Origin of the sequence: Bacteroides sp. AM41-16 (genome assembly GCF_003603495.1) — a bacterium.
In the GTDB taxonomy this organism is placed as follows: domain Bacteria; phylum Bacteroidota; class Bacteroidia; order Bacteroidales; family Bacteroidaceae; genus Bacteroides; species Bacteroides uniformis.
The window spans coordinates 20,679-39,612 of sequence record NZ_QTNE01000015.1 but is presented as its reverse complement, the minus strand read 5'-3'; the positions used below and the strand labels follow the sequence as shown (position 1 = coordinate 39,612).

General features: G+C 45.3%; 22 protein-coding genes and 1 tRNA gene. 12 read left to right on the top strand and 11 right to left on the bottom strand.

The window, feature by feature from the left end; translation table 11 throughout:
* Positions 1-44 precede the first annotated feature (44 nt).
* From pfkA to cmk, 3 genes are all read right to left on the bottom strand, one after another.
* Positions 45-1,025 (bottom strand): 6-phosphofructokinase, encoded by a 981-nt coding sequence (gene pfkA / locus DW896_RS13580; protein ID WP_005827137.1) that lies wholly within the window; start codon positions 1,023-1,025, stop codon positions 45-47.
* A 139-nt stretch (positions 1,026-1,164) separates the two neighbouring features.
* Complete coding sequence (locus DW896_RS13575) at positions 1,165-2,031, bottom strand: 4-hydroxy-3-methylbut-2-enyl diphosphate reductase (RefSeq protein WP_005827134.1); 867 nt, start codon at positions 2,029-2,031, stop codon at positions 1,165-1,167.
* A gap of 7 nt (positions 2,032-2,038) precedes the next feature.
* Positions 2,039-2,734 (bottom strand): (d)CMP kinase, encoded by a 696-nt coding sequence (gene cmk / locus DW896_RS13570; protein WP_034525522.1) that lies wholly within the window; start codon positions 2,732-2,734, stop codon positions 2,039-2,041.
* Between the two features lie 262 nt (positions 2,735-2,996).
* Between cmk and DW896_RS13565 the strand changes: the two genes are divergently transcribed.
* The 9 genes from DW896_RS13565 to DW896_RS13525 all read left to right on the top strand — a co-directional run bounded on the left by DW896_RS13565 (position 2,997) and on the right by DW896_RS13525 (position 8,959).
* The gene (locus tag DW896_RS13565) at positions 2,997-3,683 is read left to right on the top strand and encodes an energy transducer TonB (RefSeq protein WP_005827130.1); all 687 of its coding nucleotides are present in this window, start codon (positions 2,997-2,999) and stop codon (positions 3,681-3,683) included.
* Between the two features lie 80 nt (positions 3,684-3,763).
* Positions 3,764-4,738, top strand: a complete 975-nt coding sequence (locus tag DW896_RS13560; protein WP_009037963.1) for a polyprenyl synthetase family protein — start codon at positions 3,764-3,766, stop codon at positions 4,736-4,738.
* An 18-nt stretch (positions 4,739-4,756) separates the two neighbouring features.
* Positions 4,757-5,458 carry a hypothetical protein gene (locus DW896_RS13555; protein WP_005827126.1) on the top strand — a complete coding sequence of 234 codons (702 nt, stop codon included), beginning with the start codon at positions 4,757-4,759 and terminating at the stop codon, positions 5,456-5,458.
* Between the two features lie 8 nt (positions 5,459-5,466).
* Positions 5,467-6,246 (top strand): TatD family hydrolase, encoded by a 780-nt coding sequence (locus tag DW896_RS13550; RefSeq protein ID WP_009037964.1) that lies wholly within the window; start codon positions 5,467-5,469, stop codon positions 6,244-6,246.
* A gap of 162 nt (positions 6,247-6,408) precedes the next feature.
* A tRNA-Ser gene (locus tag DW896_RS13545) sits at positions 6,409-6,496 on the top strand.
* 77 nt (positions 6,497-6,573) lie between these two features.
* Entirely contained in the window at positions 6,574-7,377 is an 804-nt protein-coding gene (locus tag DW896_RS13540) for a MotA/TolQ/ExbB proton channel family protein (RefSeq protein ID WP_009037966.1), read from the top strand.
* A gap of 5 nt (positions 7,378-7,382) precedes the next feature.
* Positions 7,383-7,868 (top strand): hypothetical protein, encoded by a 486-nt coding sequence (locus tag DW896_RS13535; RefSeq protein ID WP_005827118.1) that lies wholly within the window; start codon positions 7,383-7,385, stop codon positions 7,866-7,868.
* Positions 7,869-7,904: 36 nt separating this feature from the next.
* Positions 7,905-8,495 carry a biopolymer transporter ExbD gene (locus DW896_RS13530; RefSeq protein ID WP_005827116.1) on the top strand — a complete coding sequence of 197 codons (591 nt, stop codon included), beginning with the start codon at positions 7,905-7,907 and terminating at the stop codon, positions 8,493-8,495.
* Complete coding sequence (locus DW896_RS13525) at positions 8,495-8,959, top strand: biopolymer transporter ExbD (RefSeq protein ID WP_005827114.1); 465 nt, start codon at positions 8,495-8,497, stop codon at positions 8,957-8,959. The genes DW896_RS13530 and DW896_RS13525 overlap by 1 nt, the downstream gene beginning before the upstream one ends.
* 75 nt (positions 8,960-9,034) lie before the next feature.
* Here the strand turns inward: DW896_RS13525 and DW896_RS13520 are convergent, their stop codons facing one another.
* Positions 9,035-9,571, bottom strand: a complete 537-nt coding sequence (locus DW896_RS13520; RefSeq protein ID WP_005827111.1) for a GNAT family N-acetyltransferase — start codon at positions 9,569-9,571, stop codon at positions 9,035-9,037.
* 24 nt (positions 9,572-9,595) lie between these two features.
* Positions 9,596-10,873 (bottom strand): IgA Peptidase M64, encoded by a 1,278-nt coding sequence (locus DW896_RS13515; RefSeq protein WP_117589113.1) that lies wholly within the window; start codon positions 10,871-10,873, stop codon positions 9,596-9,598.
* A 239-nt stretch (positions 10,874-11,112) separates the two neighbouring features.
* Here DW896_RS13515 and DW896_RS13510 point away from each other — a divergent pair, with 239 nt between their 5' ends.
* The gene (locus DW896_RS13510) at positions 11,113-11,589 is read left to right on the top strand and encodes an Lrp/AsnC family transcriptional regulator (protein WP_005827104.1); all 477 of its coding nucleotides are present in this window, start codon (positions 11,113-11,115) and stop codon (positions 11,587-11,589) included.
* A 2-nt stretch (positions 11,590-11,591) separates the two neighbouring features.
* On the opposite strand, the gene DW896_RS13505 is transcribed toward DW896_RS13510, so the two are convergent.
* From DW896_RS13505 to DW896_RS13480, 6 genes are all read right to left on the bottom strand, one after another.
* A complete protein-coding gene (locus tag DW896_RS13505) occupies positions 11,592-12,080 on the bottom strand; it encodes a dihydrofolate reductase (protein ID WP_008664019.1) in 489 nt (162 codons plus the stop codon).
* A gap of 45 nt (positions 12,081-12,125) precedes the next feature.
* Positions 12,126-12,920, bottom strand: coding sequence for a thymidylate synthase (locus tag DW896_RS13500; RefSeq protein ID WP_005827101.1), 795 nt, complete (start codon positions 12,918-12,920; stop codon positions 12,126-12,128).
* A 74-nt stretch (positions 12,921-12,994) separates the two neighbouring features.
* Complete coding sequence (cls, locus tag DW896_RS13495; protein WP_181980679.1) at positions 12,995-14,224, bottom strand: cardiolipin synthase; 1,230 nt, start codon at positions 14,222-14,224, stop codon at positions 12,995-12,997.
* 62 nt (positions 14,225-14,286) lie between these two features.
* Complete coding sequence (locus DW896_RS13490; protein WP_005827095.1) at positions 14,287-14,613, bottom strand: DUF5056 domain-containing protein; 327 nt, start codon at positions 14,611-14,613, stop codon at positions 14,287-14,289.
* Positions 14,600-15,145, bottom strand: a complete 546-nt coding sequence (locus tag DW896_RS13485) for an RNA polymerase sigma factor (RefSeq protein WP_009037971.1) — start codon at positions 15,143-15,145, stop codon at positions 14,600-14,602. Before DW896_RS13485 ends, DW896_RS13490 begins: the two co-directional genes overlap by 14 nt.
* Positions 15,142-15,765 carry a DUF6249 domain-containing protein gene (locus tag DW896_RS13480; protein ID WP_005833085.1) on the bottom strand — a complete coding sequence of 208 codons (624 nt, stop codon included), beginning with the start codon at positions 15,763-15,765 and terminating at the stop codon, positions 15,142-15,144. The genes DW896_RS13485 and DW896_RS13480 overlap by 4 nt, the downstream gene beginning before the upstream one ends.
* A gap of 255 nt (positions 15,766-16,020) precedes the next feature.
* Here DW896_RS13480 and DW896_RS13470 point away from each other — a divergent pair, with 255 nt between their 5' ends.
* Together DW896_RS13470 and DW896_RS13465 are read left to right on the top strand one after the other, a co-directional pair.
* Positions 16,021-16,362, top strand: coding sequence for a hypothetical protein (locus tag DW896_RS13470; RefSeq protein WP_008664012.1), 342 nt, complete (start codon positions 16,021-16,023; stop codon positions 16,360-16,362).
* Between the two features lie 64 nt (positions 16,363-16,426).
* Positions 16,427-18,850 (top strand): TonB-dependent receptor, encoded by a 2,424-nt coding sequence (locus DW896_RS13465; RefSeq protein WP_005827082.1) that lies wholly within the window; start codon positions 16,427-16,429, stop codon positions 18,848-18,850.
* The last annotated feature ends 84 nt before the right edge of the window (positions 18,851-18,934 follow it).

Genomic DNA, 18,934 nt, shown 5'->3' with positions numbered 1-18,934 from the left:
ATATGTCGCCTTCTCTGTTTATGGGGTATCTGAACAGTCTGTCATTAGATAGACAGTTCTCTCAATACATTTACAAGGTCTTTCTTGATGGGTTTGTCATTCTTGATGGCCTTCGTGAAGGGAACGTATACCACTTCATCGTGGTCAATGCCTATCATGACATTGCGCTGTCCTTCCATGATGGCGTCGATGGCGGCTGCGCCCAGACGGCTGGCAAGGATACGGTCGTGTGCCGTAGGGCTACCACCGCGTTGCAAGTGACCGAGGATGGTTACGCGTACGTCATATTGGGGGTATTCGTTCTTTACACGCTCTGCATAGTGCATTGCACCGCCGGTCAGTTCACTCTCGGCTACCAGTACGATACTGCTGTTCTTGGATTTCCGGAAACCGTTCTTGATGAATTCTTCCAGTTGGTCCACTTCCGTACTGAATTCCGGGATAATGGCTGCTTCTGCTCCGGAGGCGATGGCGCCGTTCAGAGCGAGGAAACCGGCATCGCGTCCCATGACTTCTACGAAAAACAAGCGCTCATGGGAAGTGGCTGTATCACGGATTTTGTCCACAGCATCCAGGATCGTGTTCAGCGCGGTGTCGTAGCCGATAGTGGTATCTGTTCCATAAAGGTCATTGTCGATAGTTCCCGGCAGCCCGATACAAGGCACGTCAAACTCTTGTGCAAAGATACGAGCACCGGTCAGCGAACCGTCGCCTCCGATAATCACTAAGGCGTCAATGCCTTCTTTCTTCATGTTGTCGTAAGCAATCTGGCGGCCCTCGGGAGTCGTGAACTCTTTGCAGCGGGCTGTCTTCAGGATTGTACCACCCAGCTGGATGATGTTGCTGACATTTTGGCTTTTGAATTCTTTGATTTCGCCGGTTACCAGACCTTTGTAACCTCTATATATACCTTTAACTGAAAGTCCGTTGTAAATAGCCGAACGTGTCACGGCACGTATGGCTGCGTTCATTCCCGGAGCATCACCTCCTGATGTCAAGATACCAATGCACTTAACTGTTCCCATAACAATCTTTTTGTTTAGTATTAATAATCATGATGAAAAATAGATTTGGACTATTTTTTCATGCCGCAAAGATAGTAAAAAGCTGAGGCGGTGACTAATAAATTACGTTAATTTGCTGTTCCAAAAGGATGACAAACTGTTATTTAAGTTTTGACTTTATGGCTTCTGAAATTTCTTCCATCAGCCATTTGGGGGTGGAAGTGGCTCCGCAGACACCGATGGAATTGGCACCGGCTAACAGAGAACTATCTATTTCTTCGGCACTGTCTATCAAATGTGAATTGGCATTGACTTTTTTACACTCACTGAACAGCATCTTGCCGTTAGAGCTTTTTTTGCCGCTGACAAAGAATATTAAATCATGGGAAGCTGCAAATTTCCGGATATTAGGTATCCGGTTTGCTACTTGTCGGCAGATAGTGTCATAGGACTCGAAAGTGACTTTCGGTGAGATATGTCCCTCTATGTATTTCACAATGTTTTGAAATCCGTCCAGAGACTTTGTGGTCTGGGAGTAGAGACGGATGTCTTTGCTGAAATCCAGTTTCCTTGCCTCTTCCTGCTTTTCGATGACGATGGCCTTTCCGGTGGTTTGTCCTACCAGACCCAGTACTTCGGCGTGTCCATTTTTGCCATAGATGACAATTTGCTTGTCGCGGTTGTCTTCCTGGACGTACTCTTGCTTAATCTTCTTTTGCAGGCGGAGTACGACCGGGCAGGTTGCGTCAATGATTTCTATATTGTTGCGGCGGGCAATGTCATAAGTTTCAGGGGGCTCTCCATGAGCACGCAGCAGCACTTTGGCGTTGTGGAGGTGGTTGAATTCCTCATGGTTGATGGTAATCAGCCCCATTGCCTTCAGGCGTTCCACTTCACGGCTGTTGTGCACGATGTCTCCCAGACAATAGAGGGTTCCTCCTTTCGCCAGTTCCTCTTCTGCCTTGTTTATTGCGGTGACAACTCCGAAACAGAAGCCGGAGCCTTCGTCTATTTCTACTTTTGCCATATCCGGTTCAGTTCTTCTCCTTTATAACCCGTTCGAATTGTTCCGCCAGCCATTCCTTTTGTTGGGAAATGCTCAGGTGGCTGTTGTCCAACAATAAAGCGTCAGAAGCTTTGCGCAGCGGACTTACATCCCGGTTTTGGTCAATATAGTCCCGTTGTTTCACATTTTCCAGAATTTCGTCAAAGCTGGCTTCTTCCCCTTTGGCCTTTAGTTCGTCATAGCGGCGTTGTGCCCGTATCTCGGGGGTGGCGGTTACAAAAATTTTCAGCTCGGCATCCGGAAAAACGGTAGTGCCGATGTCGCGCCCATCCATAACGATACCCTTGGCCTTGCCCATCTCTTGTTGCTGTGCCACCATAGCTTCGCGTACGAAATCCAATGTTGCAATGGGGCTGACACGTGAAGATACTTCCATGGTACGGATTTTGTTTTCTACATTTACTCCGTTCAGGTAGGTATCTGGGCGTCCGGTTTCGGGGTTCAGGCGGAAAGAAATATGTATATCCTTTATTAGACTTTTCAGTTTTTCGGCATCTATGCGGTCACCCTGGAAAATACCATTCTCTATACTATATAATGTTACTGCCCGATACATGGCACCACTATCTATATATATGTAACCGATTTCGCGGGCGAGGTCTTTGGCCATAGTGCTTTTCCCGCAAGAGGAAAAACCGTCGATTGCTATTGTTATCTTTTTCATGACTTTTATGCTATAGTTATATAGGTATAACACCTGCAAAACAGAAAATTTCAATATTTCATTTAAAATTCTTGCCAAAGATACGGTATTTTTAAAATATCTCGTTACATTTGTGGCACAAAAGCACATGGAGGTTTTTGAAGGATTAAAAAAATGAAAATGGAGCGCCTATTGTGTAAAAAAAAACAGCAGAGCGTGAACATTCTTGGGAAAAGTGCTATATTTGCCCCAAATGAGAAACACTAAAATTATATTATAAATTATGGAAATTAAGAAATCACCTAAGGCAGACCTGGAGAGTAAGAAGTCGACTTGGCTGCTTGTCGGTTATGTAATCGTGCTCGCTTTCATGTTTGTTGCGTTCGAGTGGACAAAGCGTGACATCAAGATTGACACGAGCCAGGCTATTACCGACGTATTTTTTGAAGAGGAAATCATCCCTATTACAGAACAGCCGGAGCAGGTTACTCCTCCGCCTCCCGAAGCCCCTTCAATTGCAGAGACGTTGACTATCGTTGAAGACGATGCTGACGTGGAAGAAACGGCCATTGTATCTTCTGAAGAATTGAACCAGGCAGTGGAAATCAAATATGTTCCCGTAGCAGTGGAAGAGGAAGAACCGGAAGAACAGACTATTTTCGAGGTGGTAGAACAGATGCCTGAGTTCCCGAATGGTGGTATGGCTGGTTTGATGCAGTATTTGAGCAAGAATATTAAATATCCTACTATTGCACAGGAAAACGGAACTCAAGGCCGTGTAACTGTACAGTTCGTGGTTAATAAGGACGGTAGTATCGTAGATGCTAAAGTTCTGAGAGGCGTTGACCCGTATTTGGACAAAGAAGCTGTCCGCGTGATTATGGGCATGCCGAAGTGGAAACCCGGTATGCAGCGTGGTAAACCCGTTCGTGTTAAGTATACCGTGCCTGTAATGTTTAGATTGCAGTAATAAAATATCTATAAGTGGGAGAGGCTGCCGGAATGCAGCCTCTTTTCATTATCCGCTATTCCCTAAATTCTGAAAATGCCATGTTTACAGCTTCCGAGCTTTTAGAAAGAATAAATTCTCATATTGCAGAATTGCAGTTTACCCGTACTCCTCAAGGTTTATATGCTCCCGTTACCTATGTGTTGTCCATGGGTGGAAAAAGAATCCGTCCGGTATTGATGTTGATGGCCTACAATCTGTATCAGGAGGATATTACCCGTATTTTTAACCCTGCAACGGGGATTGAAGTGTATCATAATTATACTCTTTTGCATGACGACTTGATGGACCGTGCAGACCGTCGCCGTGGTAAGGAGACGGTACATAAAGTTTGGGATGACAATGCTGCCATCCTTTCGGGGGATGCAATGCTTGTATTAGCTTATCAGTTTATGGCTCAATGCCCGGTTGAACACCTGAAAGAGGTGATGGATATATTTAGCCTGACTGCACTGGAAATCTGTGAAGGACAGCAGCTGGATATGGAGTTTGAACATCGGAAGGATGTGAAGGCAGAGGAGTATCTGGAAATGATTCGTCTGAAAACTTCGGTATTGTTGGCTGCAAGCTTGAAGATTGGCGCTCTTTTGGGAGGGGCTTCTTCTGAAGATGCGGAGCAGTTGTATGATTTTGGCATGAACTTGGGTGTCGCTTTTCAGTTGAAAGATGATTTCCTGGATATTTATGGCGATGCTGCCGTCTTTGGAAAGAATATTGGAGGTGATATTCTGTGCAATAAAAAGACCTACATGCTGATAAAGGCTTTTGAACATGCGGATGAGGAGCAGTTGACCCGCTTGAATGCTTGGGTGGATGCTGTTGCATTCAACCCGGAGGAGAAAGTTGCTGCGGTGACGGAACTGTATAACCGGATTGGCGTCAAGGAACTGTGTGAGAAAAAGATGGAAGAGTATTGTGAACGCGCAATGGAAAGTCTGTTGGCGGTGAAGGTGGCAGATGAAAAGAAAGAGGAATTGAAGAACCTGATGGCTAACCTGATGCATCGGGAAGTATAACTTTAAATCCGGGAGAAAATGCCTTATAGAAGATTGCCTAATACAGATCAAGCGAGAATACGGGCGCTGAAAGCAGTGGTCGTCAAGGGTGATATATGTAATGTGTATGATTTGGCCGTATCTTTGAAGGCGTTGACTGATGCGCGGAATTTTCTTACAAAGTTTGAAGCTGCGCAAGCTTATTATGCCGACTGTTTTGAGCGGCAGGCTCGGGCGGGACGTAAGCATCAGGCTAATGTAAAGACTGCCCGTCTGTATATTTCTCATTTTATCCAGGTGTTGAATTTAGCTGTCATCCGTTCTGAAGTGCGTATTGCTCATAAGGAATATTACGGTTTGGACACAAGCAACAATAATGTGCCTGATTTATCGACAGAGCCTGCCTTGGCAGAGTGGGGGCGTAAAATCGTGGATGGGGAAAACAAACGTATATCCCAGGGAGGAATTCCCATTTATAACCCTACGATTGCAAAAGTGAGGGTGCATTATGATATTTTCATGGATAGTTATGAGAAGCAAAAGAATCTTCAATCTTTGACAGCCCGCAGTTTGGACACCTTGGCTTCGATGCGTGCAGAGGCGGATGGTTTGATTTTGGATATATGGAACCAGGTTGAAAAGAAATTCGAGGAGGTCACTCCCAATGAGAAACGTTTGGATTTATGCCGTGATTATGGAATAATCTATTATTACCGTACCGGTGAGAAACGCAAAGAGTAAGTTGAAGAATGAGATTGATTGATTCACATTCCCATCTTTTTTTAGAAGAGTTTGCAGAGGATTTGCCTCAAGTGATGGCTCGTGCCCGTGAGGCAGGAGTCACGCATATTTTTATGCCCAATATCGATAGTACCACCATAGGACCTATGCTTCGGGTGTGCCGTGAATATAAAGGGTATTGCTATCCGATGATTGGATTGCACCCTACCTCTGTGGATGCGGATTATGAAAAGGAGTTGGAAATAGTGGCCCGGGAGCTGGCTTCACCGAATGAATTTGTTGCGGTTGGCGAGATTGGTATGGACTTGTATTGGGATAAGACTTTTCTTAGAGAGCAGCAAAGGGTGTTGGACAAGCAGATTGAGTGGGCTTTGGAATACGGTTTGCCGGTAGTGCTGCATTGTAGGGAAGCGTTCGACCATATATATAATGTGTTGAAACCCTATCAGCAGACTCCTTTGAAAGGAATTTTCCATAGTTTTACGGGAACCTCGGAAGAGGCCTGCAGGATTATGGAATTTGCGGATTTCATGATAGGAATAAATGGTGTGGTGACTTTCAAGAAATCAACTTTACCCGAAGTCTTGAAGAATATTCCTTTGGAACGCATCGTGCTGGAAACCGATTCCCCTTATCTGACTCCGGTTCCCAATCGAGGCAAGAGGAACGAAAGCGCATATGTTAAGGATACTTTGGTAAAGGTGGCCGGAATCTATGGGAACTCTCCTGAAAAGGTGGCCCAGGTTACTTCTGATAACGCTTTAAAAGTGTTCGGAATGCTCAAATAAGTTCTTTAAGATTTTAAAGTTTATTAATTTTGAGATTTTATTTAATATAAAACGGGGAGAATGAGGCAGAACAACAAAAAAAAGAATACATTTGTAGCTGAAAACGCTGGTGGTTCGCATTTTTTTTGTAATTTGCACCCGATTTCAGAAAAGGCGTCTATTGGAGAGATGCTCGAGTGGTTGAAGAGGCACGCCTGGAAAGCGTGTATACCCCTAAAGGGTATCCGGGGTTCGAATCCCCGTCTCTCCGCAGTGTGATAAAATGGAGATAAAACAACAAATTATAATAAATAAATTAATTAATTAATCTTAAAAATTAGACACACAATGAAAAAGTTATTTGCAATTGTTGCTGTGATGGGAGTCTTAACATTTGGCTCAACTCAACTTGCTCAGGCTCAAGATGCTCCTGCAGCTGAACAAACTGAACAAGCAGCTGTAGCACCTGCTGCTGACGCTGCTGCTCCTGCCGCAATGGAAGCTGCAGAAGGTGGTATCCACAAAGAACTCAAAACTAAGTTTATTGAAGGTACTGCATCTTTCATGAGTTTGGTAGCTATCGCATTGGTTATCGGTCTTGCATTTTGTATTGAACGTATCATTTATTTGAGCTTGGCTGAAATCAACACAAAGAAATTCTTGGCTGCTATTGAAGCTGCTTTGGAAAAAGGTGACGTTGAAGCTGCTAAAGACATCGCACGTAACACTAGAGGTCCTATCGCTTCTATCTACTATCAAGGTCTGATGAGAATTGACCAAGGTATCGACGTAGTAGAAAAGTCAGTAGTTTCTTACGGTGGTGTACAAGCTGGTTACCTGGAAAAAGGTTGCTCTTGGATTACACTGTTCATCGCTATGGCTCCGTCTTTGGGATTCTTGGGTACTGTAATCGGTATGGTGCAGGCATTTGATAAGATCCAGCAGGTAGGTGATATCTCTCCGACGGTTGTAGCAGGTGGTATGAAGGTTGCCTTGATTACAACTATCTTCGGTTTGATCGTTGCCTTGATTCTGCAGGTATTCTATAACTACATCCTGGCTAAGATTGAAGCTTTGACCAGCGAAATGGAAGATTCTTCTATCTCTCTGTTGGATATGGTTATCAAATATGACTTGAAATACAAAAAATAATTAAGATGGCTAAGTTATCATATAAAGTATCATACTATGCACTGTATGTCATGTTCGCTATCATCTTGGTAGTGTTGGGCATGTTCTTCTTCGGTGGAGATGCTCAGGGCGATGCAGTGTTGGCAAGCGTTGACGCAGAAATGTGGCAACCGGCTCATACAGACGCATTGATTTATTTGATGTACATTCTGTTCTTTGTAGCTATTATTGCTACCGTGGTTGGTGTTTTGTTCCAATTTGGAGCTGCACTGAAAGACAATCCGGGAGCAGCGTTGAAATCTTTGATTGGTTTGGTTATATTGGTTGCAGTTGTTGTTATTTCTTGGACTATGGGTAGTGAAGAACCACTTGTTATTCCGGGTTATAGCGGAACTGAGAACGTACCTTTCTGGTTGAAGCTTACTGACATGTTCCTTTATTCTATCTATATCTTGTTTGCTGGTACAGTCTTGGCAATCATTTTTAGTAGCATTAAGAAAAAATTATCATAATCAATTGAGGTAACTCAATTTAAAGATATAATTACAATGGCTAAAAAGAAAAGAGAAGTTCCTGAAATTAACTCAAGTTCTACTGCGGACATCGCTTTCTTGTTGCTGATTTTCTTCTTGATTACAACATCTATGGATACCGACCGTGGTTTGGCAAGACGTTTGCCGCCTCCACCGGAAAAGGACCAGAAGTTGGACGATGCAAAGAAGAAGGAACGCAACGTATTGCAAGTCTTCTTGAACATGCAGGACCAGTTAATGTGCGGGAATGATTATATTACTGTTGACCAATTGCGTGCAAAAGCAAAAGAATTTATTGCCAATCCGTATAACGAAGATACAAAACCGGAAAAGATTTCTAAGAATGTTCCTTTCTTCGGTACAGTACAAGTGACGGAAGGCCATGTGATTTCTTTGCGTTGTGACCGTGGTTCTTCATACAAAGCATATATGTCTGTACAGAATGAGTTGGTAGCAGCTTATAACGAGTTGCGTGATGAATTGGCTCAGGAAAAGTGGCAGAAGAATTATATGGAGTTGGATCAAGAACAACAAGATGCAATTCGTGAAATTTATTCTCAGAAGATTTCTGAGGCAGAACCTAAAAAGTACGGAGAAAAGAAGTAATGGGAAAATTTAATAAGACTGGTAAACGTGGAATGCCGGCGTTGAACACTTCTTCTCTGCCTGACCTTATCTTCACCTTGTTGTTCTTCTTCATGATTGTAACAACGATGCGTGAGGTAACATTGAAGGTTGAGTTTAAGGTTCCGCAAGCTACAGAATTGGAGAAACTTGAAAAGAAGTCTTTGGTTACGTTTATCTATGTAGGAAAACCTACTGCCGAATTTCGTAAGAAGTTAGGTAATGAGAGCCGTATCCAGTTGAACGACAGCTATGCTGAAGTTGCTGAAATTCAAGATTACATTATTGGTGAACGTGCCAGTATGAAAGAAGAAGATCAGCCGCAGATGACAGTGTCTTTGAAAGTTGACCAAGATACGAAAATGGGTATCGTAACAGATATCAAAGAAGCGCTTCGTAAGGCTTATGCTTTGAAGATTAACTATTCTGCGCAACCGCGTCAGTAAAAGTTAGTTTAATGATATAATAAAGGTCGTTTCATTTGTTGAAACGACCTTTATTGTTTTAAGTATATTGGGTTTTTAAGATTTCACATTATATACTTCGCGGTAGATGTGTTCCTTTACAGAGTCAAAATCCTTTCCACATTCTATATCTCCATAGGCCATGATGAGCATAGGCAGGTAGTTGTCGCCTGTTTTATAGGGTGGTTGTTGGTAGGGCTTTTCCCATAAGGAGAATCCTTGCCGTTGATAGAAGTTAATGCGGCGTTTAGCCATTTCTTCTTCGGGTATTTCCACTTCCAAGACGATGGGATGTTTTAAGAGTTGGCATAAATGGTTTAGTACGCTCTTTCCATATCCGCCGTTACGCTGTGCGGGGTCAATGGCAAAATGCTCTATATAGTAAAAATGTCCGAAATCCCAGTAAGTGATGAGACCTACCGGGGTGTTGTTATGGAAGATGATATTGTTATAGAAGTGCGTTTTGGTATCTGTATACTTGCGCAATTCCTCCAGTTCCCGGTACTCCTCTGAAGGGAACGATTGGGTCATTAATTTCTCCATGTAGCTGTACAAGTCTGTGTCAGCTGTTGTAATACGTTGAAGTCTGATCATAAGTTCTTTTAGTTTAGTTTGTTTTTATTCAGTATAAAATTCAATGACGCGGCGGATGGCCCGTTGGCAGACCGGGCAGAAAGTAGGGTATTCATTGGTGCGCATGCGGCAATTGTCTGCCGGACGGTAAATGCCTTTGGCAGAATAGCCAGCTCCTTCATATACACCTACGGGATATGTTCCACTTTCAGAAGAGGGAGTAGGAACGGGAGTTCCTTGAGCAAGCATATCTTCCCATTTGGAAATGAAATCGATTCTTGTGCTGATGTTCTGTTCCCAGGGTTCCACATCTAGTGGATAGGTATCTGTCATCACGTCATTGTCGTAGAAGTATTCATCGGCCAGTCCGCCAAAGCTATGCCCGAACTCATGTACCACAACGGGGCGGAACATTGGATGGTGGGCGGTAGTAAGGGTATAGGAATTATAGATTCCACCGCCGCCGTATTCTTCCGTATTGGCAAGGATGATGATGTGTTCATACGGTATTCCCGCCAGCGCATCGTGTATGGATTTGACACGGGAGGTGGTCAGATACCGGTCTGAATAGAATGTGCTGAAATGAGAGCTGAATGCTGTCCGTTTCCATTCTCCGAGGCGTGGTACGCTTACTCCGCTGTCTTCGGAGGGGCTAGCCACTGCTACAATGTTGAAGTGCTTTTTCATGGACCGGAAGGGTTCGTGGGCAAACAGACTTTCGCAGGCAATGGCTGCGTCTTCGTAGAATACCGGCATCTCTTCGGGAGTATATCCTTCTGCAAGGATGGCTACGTCGATGCATTTGGCCGTATTGCCGCTTTGCAGCAGATATTTATGTGGTGTGATGTGGGCAGTACCTTTCTGATGTATCAGGATGTCGTCGGGACTGACCGTATGTTTCATGCTTGCCCGTACATTTCTACGCGGGTCGAGAAGTGTTATTTCTATTTCTGCAGGACGGAGGGGATAGGGAAGGAGAAAGGTGTTTTCGAATCCTTTGGTCACCGCTTTGGCTTCATCCGTTTCCAGCCACTCCTGGAAGAGCGAAGAAAAGGATGTTTTGTAGATTACGCTGCCATTGGCTGCATCTCGCATAATGATTTGTCCGTTTCCTTGCAGGGGCAACTCAGGTAAATGATGCTTCCTTCCTGCCCAAGAGGGGAGACAAGACAATCCGTCCAGGCATATCTCTTGTTTGGCTGCATTTCCGGTAAAGATATAGTCGACACGCAGGGTTTTATCTGCAAAATAATCGGCAAAACTTTGGGCATGCAAGGATATTGCTGCCATCAGGCATAATAGGAATAAGGAATACTTTTTCATAACGGTTCATTATTATTGCTACTACAAAGATAATATCTTTAAAGCTCATCTGCAATTTTCCGGTCATGCGAGATGGAATTTTGCATATGCACTTTGAAATGCCTGATATGCGGTATTATTCTTTTTTTTGCAAGAAAAGTTATAAACCGTATTTTTATTGGCGAAAAAATAGCTAACTTTGCATGTTGCCGTATAGATATGCGGGAGATATAGTAATTTATTAATCATTAGAATTTGAAATGGGACATCATCAATTGGATACTTTAGACGAACAGATTTTAAAACTTATAGCCGATAATGCACGCATTCCTTTTCTTGAAGTGGCCAGAGCTTGTAATGTATCGGGAGCAGCCATTCATCAGCGCATTCAAAAGCTGACAAACTTAGGTATATTGAAAGGTTCTGAATATGTGATTGATCCGGAGAAGATAGGATATGAAACATGCGCCTATATCGGTATCTATCTAAAGGATCCTGCTTCTTTTGATGCTGTAACGAGAGCATTGGAAGCTATTCCCGAGATTGTGGAATGCCATTTTACAACGGGCAAGTATGATATGTTCATAAAGCTTTATGCCCGCAACAACCATCATTTGCTGAGCATCATACATGATAAGTTGCAGCCGCTGGGACTGGCGCGTACGGAAACCTTGATTTCTTTCCACGAAGCCATCAAGCGGCAGATGCCTATAACGGTAGAAGAAGAGGAAGATTAATTTTACCGGTGGATATAATCGACGAATGCATAAGGGCAGGGATGCTTCTCATCTGCGGGATGGGACTCCCTGCTTTTTTCTTGCCATACAGTCGGAGCGACTTCGGGAAAGTAGGCGTCCACCTGAGGGGCTTCTGCATCCACTTCGGTCAGGCAGAGGGTATCTGCAAAGGGGAGTGCCTGGCGATAAACGCTTGCACCGCCGATGATGTAGACGTGTTCGTCGGGCTGGCAACTGCTTAGTGCTTCTTCCAATGAGGGAAAAACTTCTGTACCGGGACAGATCAAATCTTTTTGAGTGGACAGAACAACGTTGCGGCGGTTGGGAAGCGCGCCTTTGGGGAGAGATTCAAAGGTCTTTCGGCCCATGATGATGGTATTTCCCGTGGTGAGGGCTTTGAAACGCTTCAAATCATTGGGAAGCCAGAATAACAACCGGTTCTGATAACCGATACCTCTCTTTCTGTCTACTGCAGCAATAATACTAATCATATGTGTGTAAAATTCTTTTCTCTTTCTATCTTTTTATTGTAGGATTTATACTGACACTTTTCCTGCAATATGCGGATGCGGGTTATAGTTGACCAACTCAAAATCCTCGAACTTGAAGTCGAAGATGTTTTTCACATCCGGATTGATTCTCATCTGCGGCAAATCCCGCGGTTCACGAGATAGTTGGAGTTTTACCTGCTCCAAATGGTTCAGATAGATGTGAGCATCTCCTAAGGTATGGATGAAATCTCCGGCTTTCAGTCCGGTGACTTGCGCCATCATCTGCAGGAGCAGGGCATAGGAAGCAATATTGAAGGGCACTCCTAAAAAAATGTCCGCACTACGCTGATACAGTTGTAGGCTCAGCCGTCCGTTGGCGACATAGAACTGGAAGAAGGCGTGGCAGGGAGGGAGGTTCATGTTGTCCAAATCACCTACATTCCATGCGCTGACTATAATCCGGCGTGAGTCGGGATTGTGCTTGATGGTTTCTACAGCTTCGCTGATTTGGTCGATGAATCCACCTTTATAGTTCGGCCAGGAGCGCCATTGATACCCGTAAATATGTCCCAGGTCACCGTTTTCGTCCGCCCATTCGTTCCAGATGCGTACACCGTTGTCCTGAAGATATTTCACATTGGTGTCTCCTTGGAGGAACCATAGCAGTTCGTATATGATTGATTTCAGATGCAGCTTCTTGGTAGTAAGGCAGGGGAAGCCTTCATCCATGTTGAAACGCATCTGGTGGCCGAATACGCTGATGGTGCCGGTACCCGTACGGTCGCTTTTCTCTACGCCTTCGGTCAGTACGCGGTTCAGCAGGTCTAAATATTGTTTCATGATGTAATGCTCTGTTTTTATCCGAACGCAAAGGTAGGAGAATTAATTAATAATTAATAATTAATAATTAAAAATTAGAGGAAGGGGGTCATCAGGTTTCCCACCCAGCCTACGAATTTCTTCCATCCGGAACGCTTTTTCCAGACTTCGGGAGTGAGTAGCGTACTGTTTTGCACGTCCCGTTCGAACATGGCATTCAGCTCATTGGTGGTCTTGGGGTCGAAGATGAAAGCGTTTGTCTCGTAGTCATAGCGCAGGCTGCGGCTGTTGAGATTGGCAGTACCCACCGTGCAGAAAGTGCTGTCTACCATCATTATCTTGGAATGGTGGAAGCCGCCGTTGAAGAGATATATCTTGGCTCCTTTCTTCATCAGCTTGTGTGCTATGTAGAATGAGGCATCCGGAGTAAAGGCTATGTCCGACACGGCAGGTATCATGATTTCCACTTCAGTACCTTTTTTCAGTGCGTTCTTGATTGCCTTGCGGATTGATTTGGTCGGAACGAAATAAGGATTCACGATTCGGATGCTCTTCTGTGCGGCTTGTATGGAAGCTGCATAGGCATGGCTGATGGAGCGTGGTGTTTCGCGTGGCGTGCGGTCCACGATGGCTATTTCTTCGGCAATACTGTCGGGCAGTTGCTGAGTATCCGGGAAGTAGGCAGGTCCACCTACGTGTTGTCCCGTTTCCCGGTTCCACATGGTCAGGAAGATGCCCTGCAGATAGCGCACGGCATCTCCTTCAAGATGTATGTGCATATCGTGCCATTTACCGATTTTAGGTAATCCGTTGATGTAGTAGTCGGCAATGTTCATGCCGCCGGTATAACCTATTTTGCCGTCAATCACTACTATTTTCCGATGGTCGCGGTGTATGGCATGATTCACCCAGGGAAAAGTGATAGGATCGAACTTAACGATTTCGATGCCTTGGGCGCGGATGGATTTCAGATGGCGTTCTTTCAATGGTTGGTTGTTGGACCAGTTGCCGAAGGCATCGAACATGGCGCGGACTTCAACTCCCTCCTTGGCTTTCTCTGCCAGAAGGCTGAACAAGGCATTGGCTATGGAGTCGTTGCGGAAGTTGAAGTATTCCAAATGGATATGATGCCGGGCATGGCGGATATTCTCGAAGAGATCGACGAACTTGTCATGGCCGGTCATCAGCAATTTCACTTCATTGTTATAAGTGACGGGGGCGCCCATTTCCTTCAAGTAATTCATGACAATGGAATCGCTTGTTGCTTGCGCCCCGGCATTCCCAATAGAAAAAACGAATAATATGATGAATAGAATCTTTCTCAAAACTTTCTCCTCTTAGTTAGTTTTATGAGGGGACAAAGATACGATTTATCATTGAAAAACAACTATGCCATAGATGAAATCTTGCGGTAACCGAAATAGAGCAATACCACTCCGGCAATGATTAACGACTTGGGGTCAAGCTCCGAAGCTCCGCTCCGGATGGCAGTATCGAAGGTTTCGCGCAAGGTGTCCAGTATCAGCTGCACTCCGTCGAGGGAGACGAACAGTACGAGGGCCAGAGTAAAGCAGAATGCTGTCCATATCTGCGCCAAGTGGCGGCTACGGTCGGGCAGATGTCGCAGTACGCGGCGGCTGAACCCGTTATCGGCTATTTCCTGCCGGTGTTCGGCAAAGAATGAAGTCAGGAGTTTATCATCATTTTCCATCATAACCATTTTGTTTTAAGTAGGAAGCCATTTTGTCTTTCGCCCGCGAGAGGTGGCTTTTTACCGTTCCCGCCGGACATCCGGTGATACCTGCAATCTTTTCGATGCTTTGGTCTTCCATGTAGAAGAGCGTGATGCAGGTGCGTTCCATTTCCTTCAGTGTGGCCAGGGCACGGTAAATGTCCATGTGCTGTCCCACGTCCTGCTGCAGTGTGCTGCATTGAGCGTCCACTCGGTACGTATCCAAATCGTCTGTTTCCTTCCGGCTGCGAATATAATCATAAAAAACGTTATAGGCAATACGGTAGAGCCAGGTTGAGAAGCTGGACAAATTCTTGAACGAAGCGATGTTTGTATAGGCCTTGATAAACGTATCTTGTGCCAGGTCGTCACTCAACTCGCTGTCGCCGCAGGTCTGGTGCAGGAAGAACCGCCGCACGGGCGACTGGTACTTCTTTACCAACTGGTCGAAGGCCCTGGTGTTGTGAAACACCACGACCTGTGCGACTAACGATATGTCACCCATCTGACTCATTTTTCTTCGTTCTTCTTCTGTTGGCTGTAGAAAATCACCAATTGTCCGAAGCCGGTGAACATGACGAGTAAGCCGATACATCCGAGACCGAATTCTCCGGTAATGGCCCAAAGGAAGATGAACAGGCCGATGCCGACGAATATGTTGTTGATGCCTTTGCTGCGGATATCCGTTGCTGCGGCTTCTTTGAAGAAGTTTTCAGGCAGTTGCTGTCCGCTGGCCAGGGCCTGTTCCGCCAGGCGGTACTTGGCTTTCCGGTTTTTATAGCGGAAGAAGAATACTACGAATATGATGAGTAGCGGCAGTCCGAATACAAAGACGATGGCTGTTACGGCAATCACGGTCTCCGAGGTCTTGCTCCCGAGGTCGAACCCGTTCCAGTCCATACTGCTGTGGTGGGTTCTCCATTTTTCCGGAGCATCGCTACTGCCGGTACCGTTTTCATAAGTCATGATGCTGAGTGTGTCTGTTACGGTTTCTCCATTGATGACAGTGTCTCTCAATTCGATGACTCTTTTCTTGTTCCCCTGACCGTCGTTCTCTGTTACGGTTCTGTTTGCGCCTTGCACCAGTGTGCAGAACATCATGGCGAGCATTAATCCAAAAATGATACGTTTCATAATCTATGGTCTTTTAATTTGTTTCTTTGTCGGTTAGACGTGTCGTCACCTTTATAAAGTTGCAAAGAGAAGATATTTTTTTTAGAAAACCGGAAATAAGGCGATATTTTTCCGTGAAAATGTCTTATTGTCTTTTTTCCGGAATAACAAGAAGTAGGTATTTGCGACTGTAAATAGAGGTAAATATACAAACCGGGTTGTTTCTTATTGTAAATACTGTTATCTTTGCGCATCTGTTTTTATTGGGAAGTCTTGATGAAGTTGAGGAATATAATGAAGTGTTTCCTCCCTCTGCTGTTCATTGCCTATCTGGGAGGAATTACGCTGTTTACCCACTCGCATGTGGTGAATGGTGTTATCATTGTGCATTCCCATCCATTCAAGGGCCAGCATGAGCATACAGAGGTGCAGTTGGAAACCATTTTCTATCTAGCCTCTTTCGTCTCTTCTTCCCTTCCGTTGCTTCCGGTTGCCGCGACGGTTTTCCTTGTTTTGTTGTGTGTACTGAGCATTCTTACCACGGAATGCATCAAGTGTGTAAAGCTTCGTGGCGGTATTTGCCTGCGTGCTCCCCCTTCTTTTTTTCAAATCCGATAGATTAAGGCAATTCCGTTGTGGGATTGCGTCAACCTCATTGATTAACATATTATTTTAGAAGTACATGAAAAAATATATATTTTTTGTGGTGGGAGCAGTATGTCTGTTACTCTCATCAACCGTTTATGCCGAAGATTTGAAGAGTACCGATGCCAATATTGTCGGTCATGTAATAGAAAAAAGTACAAGGGAACATTTGCCTTATATGACAGTTTCGCTGAAAGGCACCACCATCGGGACCATGACCGATGCCACCGGTCACTATTTCCTAAAGAATCTGCCTGAAGGTGAGTTCACGTTGTCCGTCAGTGCCGTAGGTTATAAGTCGCAGGAGCGCAAAGTCGTTCTGAAACGTGGTAAGACCTTGGAAGAGAACTTTGAGTTGGAAGAAGACATGGTGGCACTGGACGGGGTGGTAGTCACAGCCAACCGCAATGAGACTGCCCGGCGCTTGGCACCCACTTTGGTCAAAGTGGTCACTCCTAAACTGTTTGAGCAGACAAACTCGCATACTTTGTCGCAAGGACTGGCCTTTCAGCCAGGTGTGCGGGTGGAGACCGATTGCCAGAATTGCGGTTATTCACAAGTGCGCATCAACGGGCTGGATGGGAAATATACCCAAATATTGATAGACTCACGTCCCATCTTTTCCTCTCTGGCCGGTGTGTATGGGTTGGAACAGATTCCCGCCAACATGATAGAGCGTGTGGAAGTGGTGCGTGGAGGTGGTTCAGCCTTGTTCGGTTCTTCGGCCATTGCCGGGACGGTGAATATCATTACGAAGGAACCGATTCGCAATTCCGGTTCTTTCTCGCATACCATTTCCAATTTCGACGGTTCCGGCTCGTTCGACAACAACACGACCCTGAATCTTTCCTTGGTTTCTTCGGACAGTAAGATGGGGGCTTATGTGTACGGCCAGAGCAGGCATCGTTCGGCATGGGACTCCAACGGAGACGGTTTTTCCGAATTACCGAAGCTGAAGAACCAGACTGTCGGTCTGAATGCTTACTACCGGACAAGTGCCTATTCCAAGCTGAGCCTTGAATACCATCATATGGAGGAATTCCGCCGTGGTGGAAGTGGCTTCAGCCTTCCCCCTCATATAGCCGAGGATGCCGGATTGAACGGTACCGGGGCGCCCGGACTGGTGGAACAGCTGAAACATTCCATCAACACGGGTGGGCTCAAGTTCACGGCTTTCTCCAAAAACCAGAAACATACGTTCAGTACCTATGCTTCGGCTCAGCACATCGTGCGCAATAGTTATTACAGCGCTTATGGAATGACTACGGACTTTACCGGTGTGCTGGGTGCCCAGTATATTTATCATTTTGACAAGTGTCTGTTTATGCCTGCCGATTTGACCGGAGGCATTGAGTTCAATCACGACAATCTGCATGACAAGGCAACGGACGTACAGAAGTATCGTGATGCTGCTTTGGCCGAAGATCCTACGGCAACGGGTGACCGCTTGCAACAACTGATTGAGAAATATACCCCCGCCCCGTTGAACCAAGTGGTGAATATAGCAAGCGTCTATGCCCAGAATGAGTGGAAGAACGAACAGTGGAGTTTCCTGATTGGCGGGCGCGTAGATAAAAACAGCATCATGGACAAGGCTGTTTTCAGTCCCCGTGCCAATATCCGTTACAATCCTACTCAGGATGTGAATATCCGTTTCAGTTATGCTGAGGGATTCCGTGCTCCACAAGCGTTTGATGAAGATCTGCATATCAGTAATGTGGGTGGAGAGTTGGTTTCCATTGTCCGCGCCAAAGGATTGAAGGAAGAGCGTTCGCGCAGCTTCAATGCTTCGGTAGATTGGTACCACTATTTCGGAGATTTCCAGGCAAACCTACTGGTGGAAGGCTTCTACACGAAACTTTCCGACCCGTTTGTCCTGACGCCTCCGGTGAAAGACCCGGATGGTAGCGCTTATCTGATACAGACCCGTATCAATGGTTCGGGAGCTAAAGTGTATGGCGGCACATTGGAAGGAAAGGTTGCCTATAAGGATAAGGTTCAGTTGCAGGCAGGGCTGACGCTTCAACGAAGTATCTATGACTCTCCCGAAGAATGGAGTGCGGATGAGGAGCACTTGTCGGAGAAAGAACGTTACAGCGACAAGATACTGCGTACTCCCGACGTCTACGGCTACTTTACAGCTACCTATATGCCGGTTAAAGCCTTCTCAATAGCTTTGAACGGCAATTATACCGGGCGGATGTACGTTCCCCATTTGCTTTCGGAGGTGAACGGTGAGGCGGATGTATTGGTAAAGAGTCCGGACTTCTTTGAGCTTGGAACAAAGATAGCTTACGACTTTGATTTTCAAGGGTTCTGTTTGCAGCTCAATGCCGGTGTACAGAATATATTCAATTCTTATCAGAAAGATTTTGATAAAGGAGCGAGCCGCGATTCCGGTTATATCTACGGACCGGGTGCACCGCGTTCCTATTTTGCAGGGGTGAAACTCAGTTTTTAAAAAGAGTATTGAACCGTGCTTTTTGTTTAGCCCCGTAGATTGGTGAAACGTATTTTGCACTATCTTTGCTGCCATAAAACAGTT

What these genes read in the sequence shown, in the direction of transcription:
- pfkA (WP_005827137.1), bottom strand. Translation starts at nt 1,025, where the DNA reads ATGGGAACAGTTAAGTGCATTGGTATCTTGACATCAGGAGGTGATGCT.
- DW896_RS13575 (WP_005827134.1), bottom strand. Translation starts at nt 2,031, where the DNA reads ATGGCAAAAGTAGAAATAGACGAAGGCTCCGGCTTCTGTTTCGGAGTT.
- cmk (WP_034525522.1), bottom strand. Translation starts at nt 2,734, where the DNA reads ATGAAAAAGATAACAATAGCAATCGACGGTTTTTCCTCTTGCGGGAAA.
- DW896_RS13565 (WP_005827130.1), top strand. Translation starts at nt 2,997, where the DNA reads ATGGAAATTAAGAAATCACCTAAGGCAGACCTGGAGAGTAAGAAGTCG.
- DW896_RS13560 (WP_009037963.1), top strand. Translation starts at nt 3,764, where the DNA reads ATGTTTACAGCTTCCGAGCTTTTAGAAAGAATAAATTCTCATATTGCA.
- DW896_RS13555 (WP_005827126.1), top strand. Translation starts at nt 4,757, where the DNA reads ATGCCTTATAGAAGATTGCCTAATACAGATCAAGCGAGAATACGGGCG.
- DW896_RS13550 (WP_009037964.1), top strand. Translation starts at nt 5,467, where the DNA reads ATGAGATTGATTGATTCACATTCCCATCTTTTTTTAGAAGAGTTTGCA.
- DW896_RS13540 (WP_009037966.1), top strand. Translation starts at nt 6,574, where the DNA reads ATGAAAAAGTTATTTGCAATTGTTGCTGTGATGGGAGTCTTAACATTT.
- DW896_RS13535 (WP_005827118.1), top strand. Translation starts at nt 7,383, where the DNA reads ATGGCTAAGTTATCATATAAAGTATCATACTATGCACTGTATGTCATG.
- DW896_RS13530 (WP_005827116.1), top strand. Translation starts at nt 7,905, where the DNA reads ATGGCTAAAAAGAAAAGAGAAGTTCCTGAAATTAACTCAAGTTCTACT.
- DW896_RS13525 (WP_005827114.1), top strand. Translation starts at nt 8,495, where the DNA reads ATGGGAAAATTTAATAAGACTGGTAAACGTGGAATGCCGGCGTTGAAC.
- DW896_RS13520 (WP_005827111.1), bottom strand. Translation starts at nt 9,571, where the DNA reads ATGATCAGACTTCAACGTATTACAACAGCTGACACAGACTTGTACAGC.
- DW896_RS13515 (WP_117589113.1), bottom strand. Translation starts at nt 10,873, where the DNA reads ATGAAAAAGTATTCCTTATTCCTATTATGCCTGATGGCAGCAATATCC.
- DW896_RS13510 (WP_005827104.1), top strand. Translation starts at nt 11,113, where the DNA reads ATGGGACATCATCAATTGGATACTTTAGACGAACAGATTTTAAAACTT.
- DW896_RS13505 (WP_008664019.1), bottom strand. Translation starts at nt 12,080, where the DNA reads ATGATTAGTATTATTGCTGCAGTAGACAGAAAGAGAGGTATCGGTTAT.
- DW896_RS13500 (WP_005827101.1), bottom strand. Translation starts at nt 12,920, where the DNA reads ATGAAACAATATTTAGACCTGCTGAACCGCGTACTGACCGAAGGCGTA.
- DW896_RS13490 (WP_005827095.1), bottom strand. Translation starts at nt 14,613, where the DNA reads ATGATGGAAAATGATGATAAACTCCTGACTTCATTCTTTGCCGAACAC.
- DW896_RS13485 (WP_009037971.1), bottom strand. Translation starts at nt 15,145, where the DNA reads ATGAGTCAGATGGGTGACATATCGTTAGTCGCACAGGTCGTGGTGTTT.
- DW896_RS13480 (WP_005833085.1), bottom strand. Translation starts at nt 15,765, where the DNA reads ATGAAACGTATCATTTTTGGATTAATGCTCGCCATGATGTTCTGCACA.
- DW896_RS13470 (WP_008664012.1), top strand. Translation starts at nt 16,021, where the DNA reads ATGAAGTTGAGGAATATAATGAAGTGTTTCCTCCCTCTGCTGTTCATT.
- DW896_RS13465 (WP_005827082.1), top strand. Translation starts at nt 16,427, where the DNA reads ATGAAAAAATATATATTTTTTGTGGTGGGAGCAGTATGTCTGTTACTC.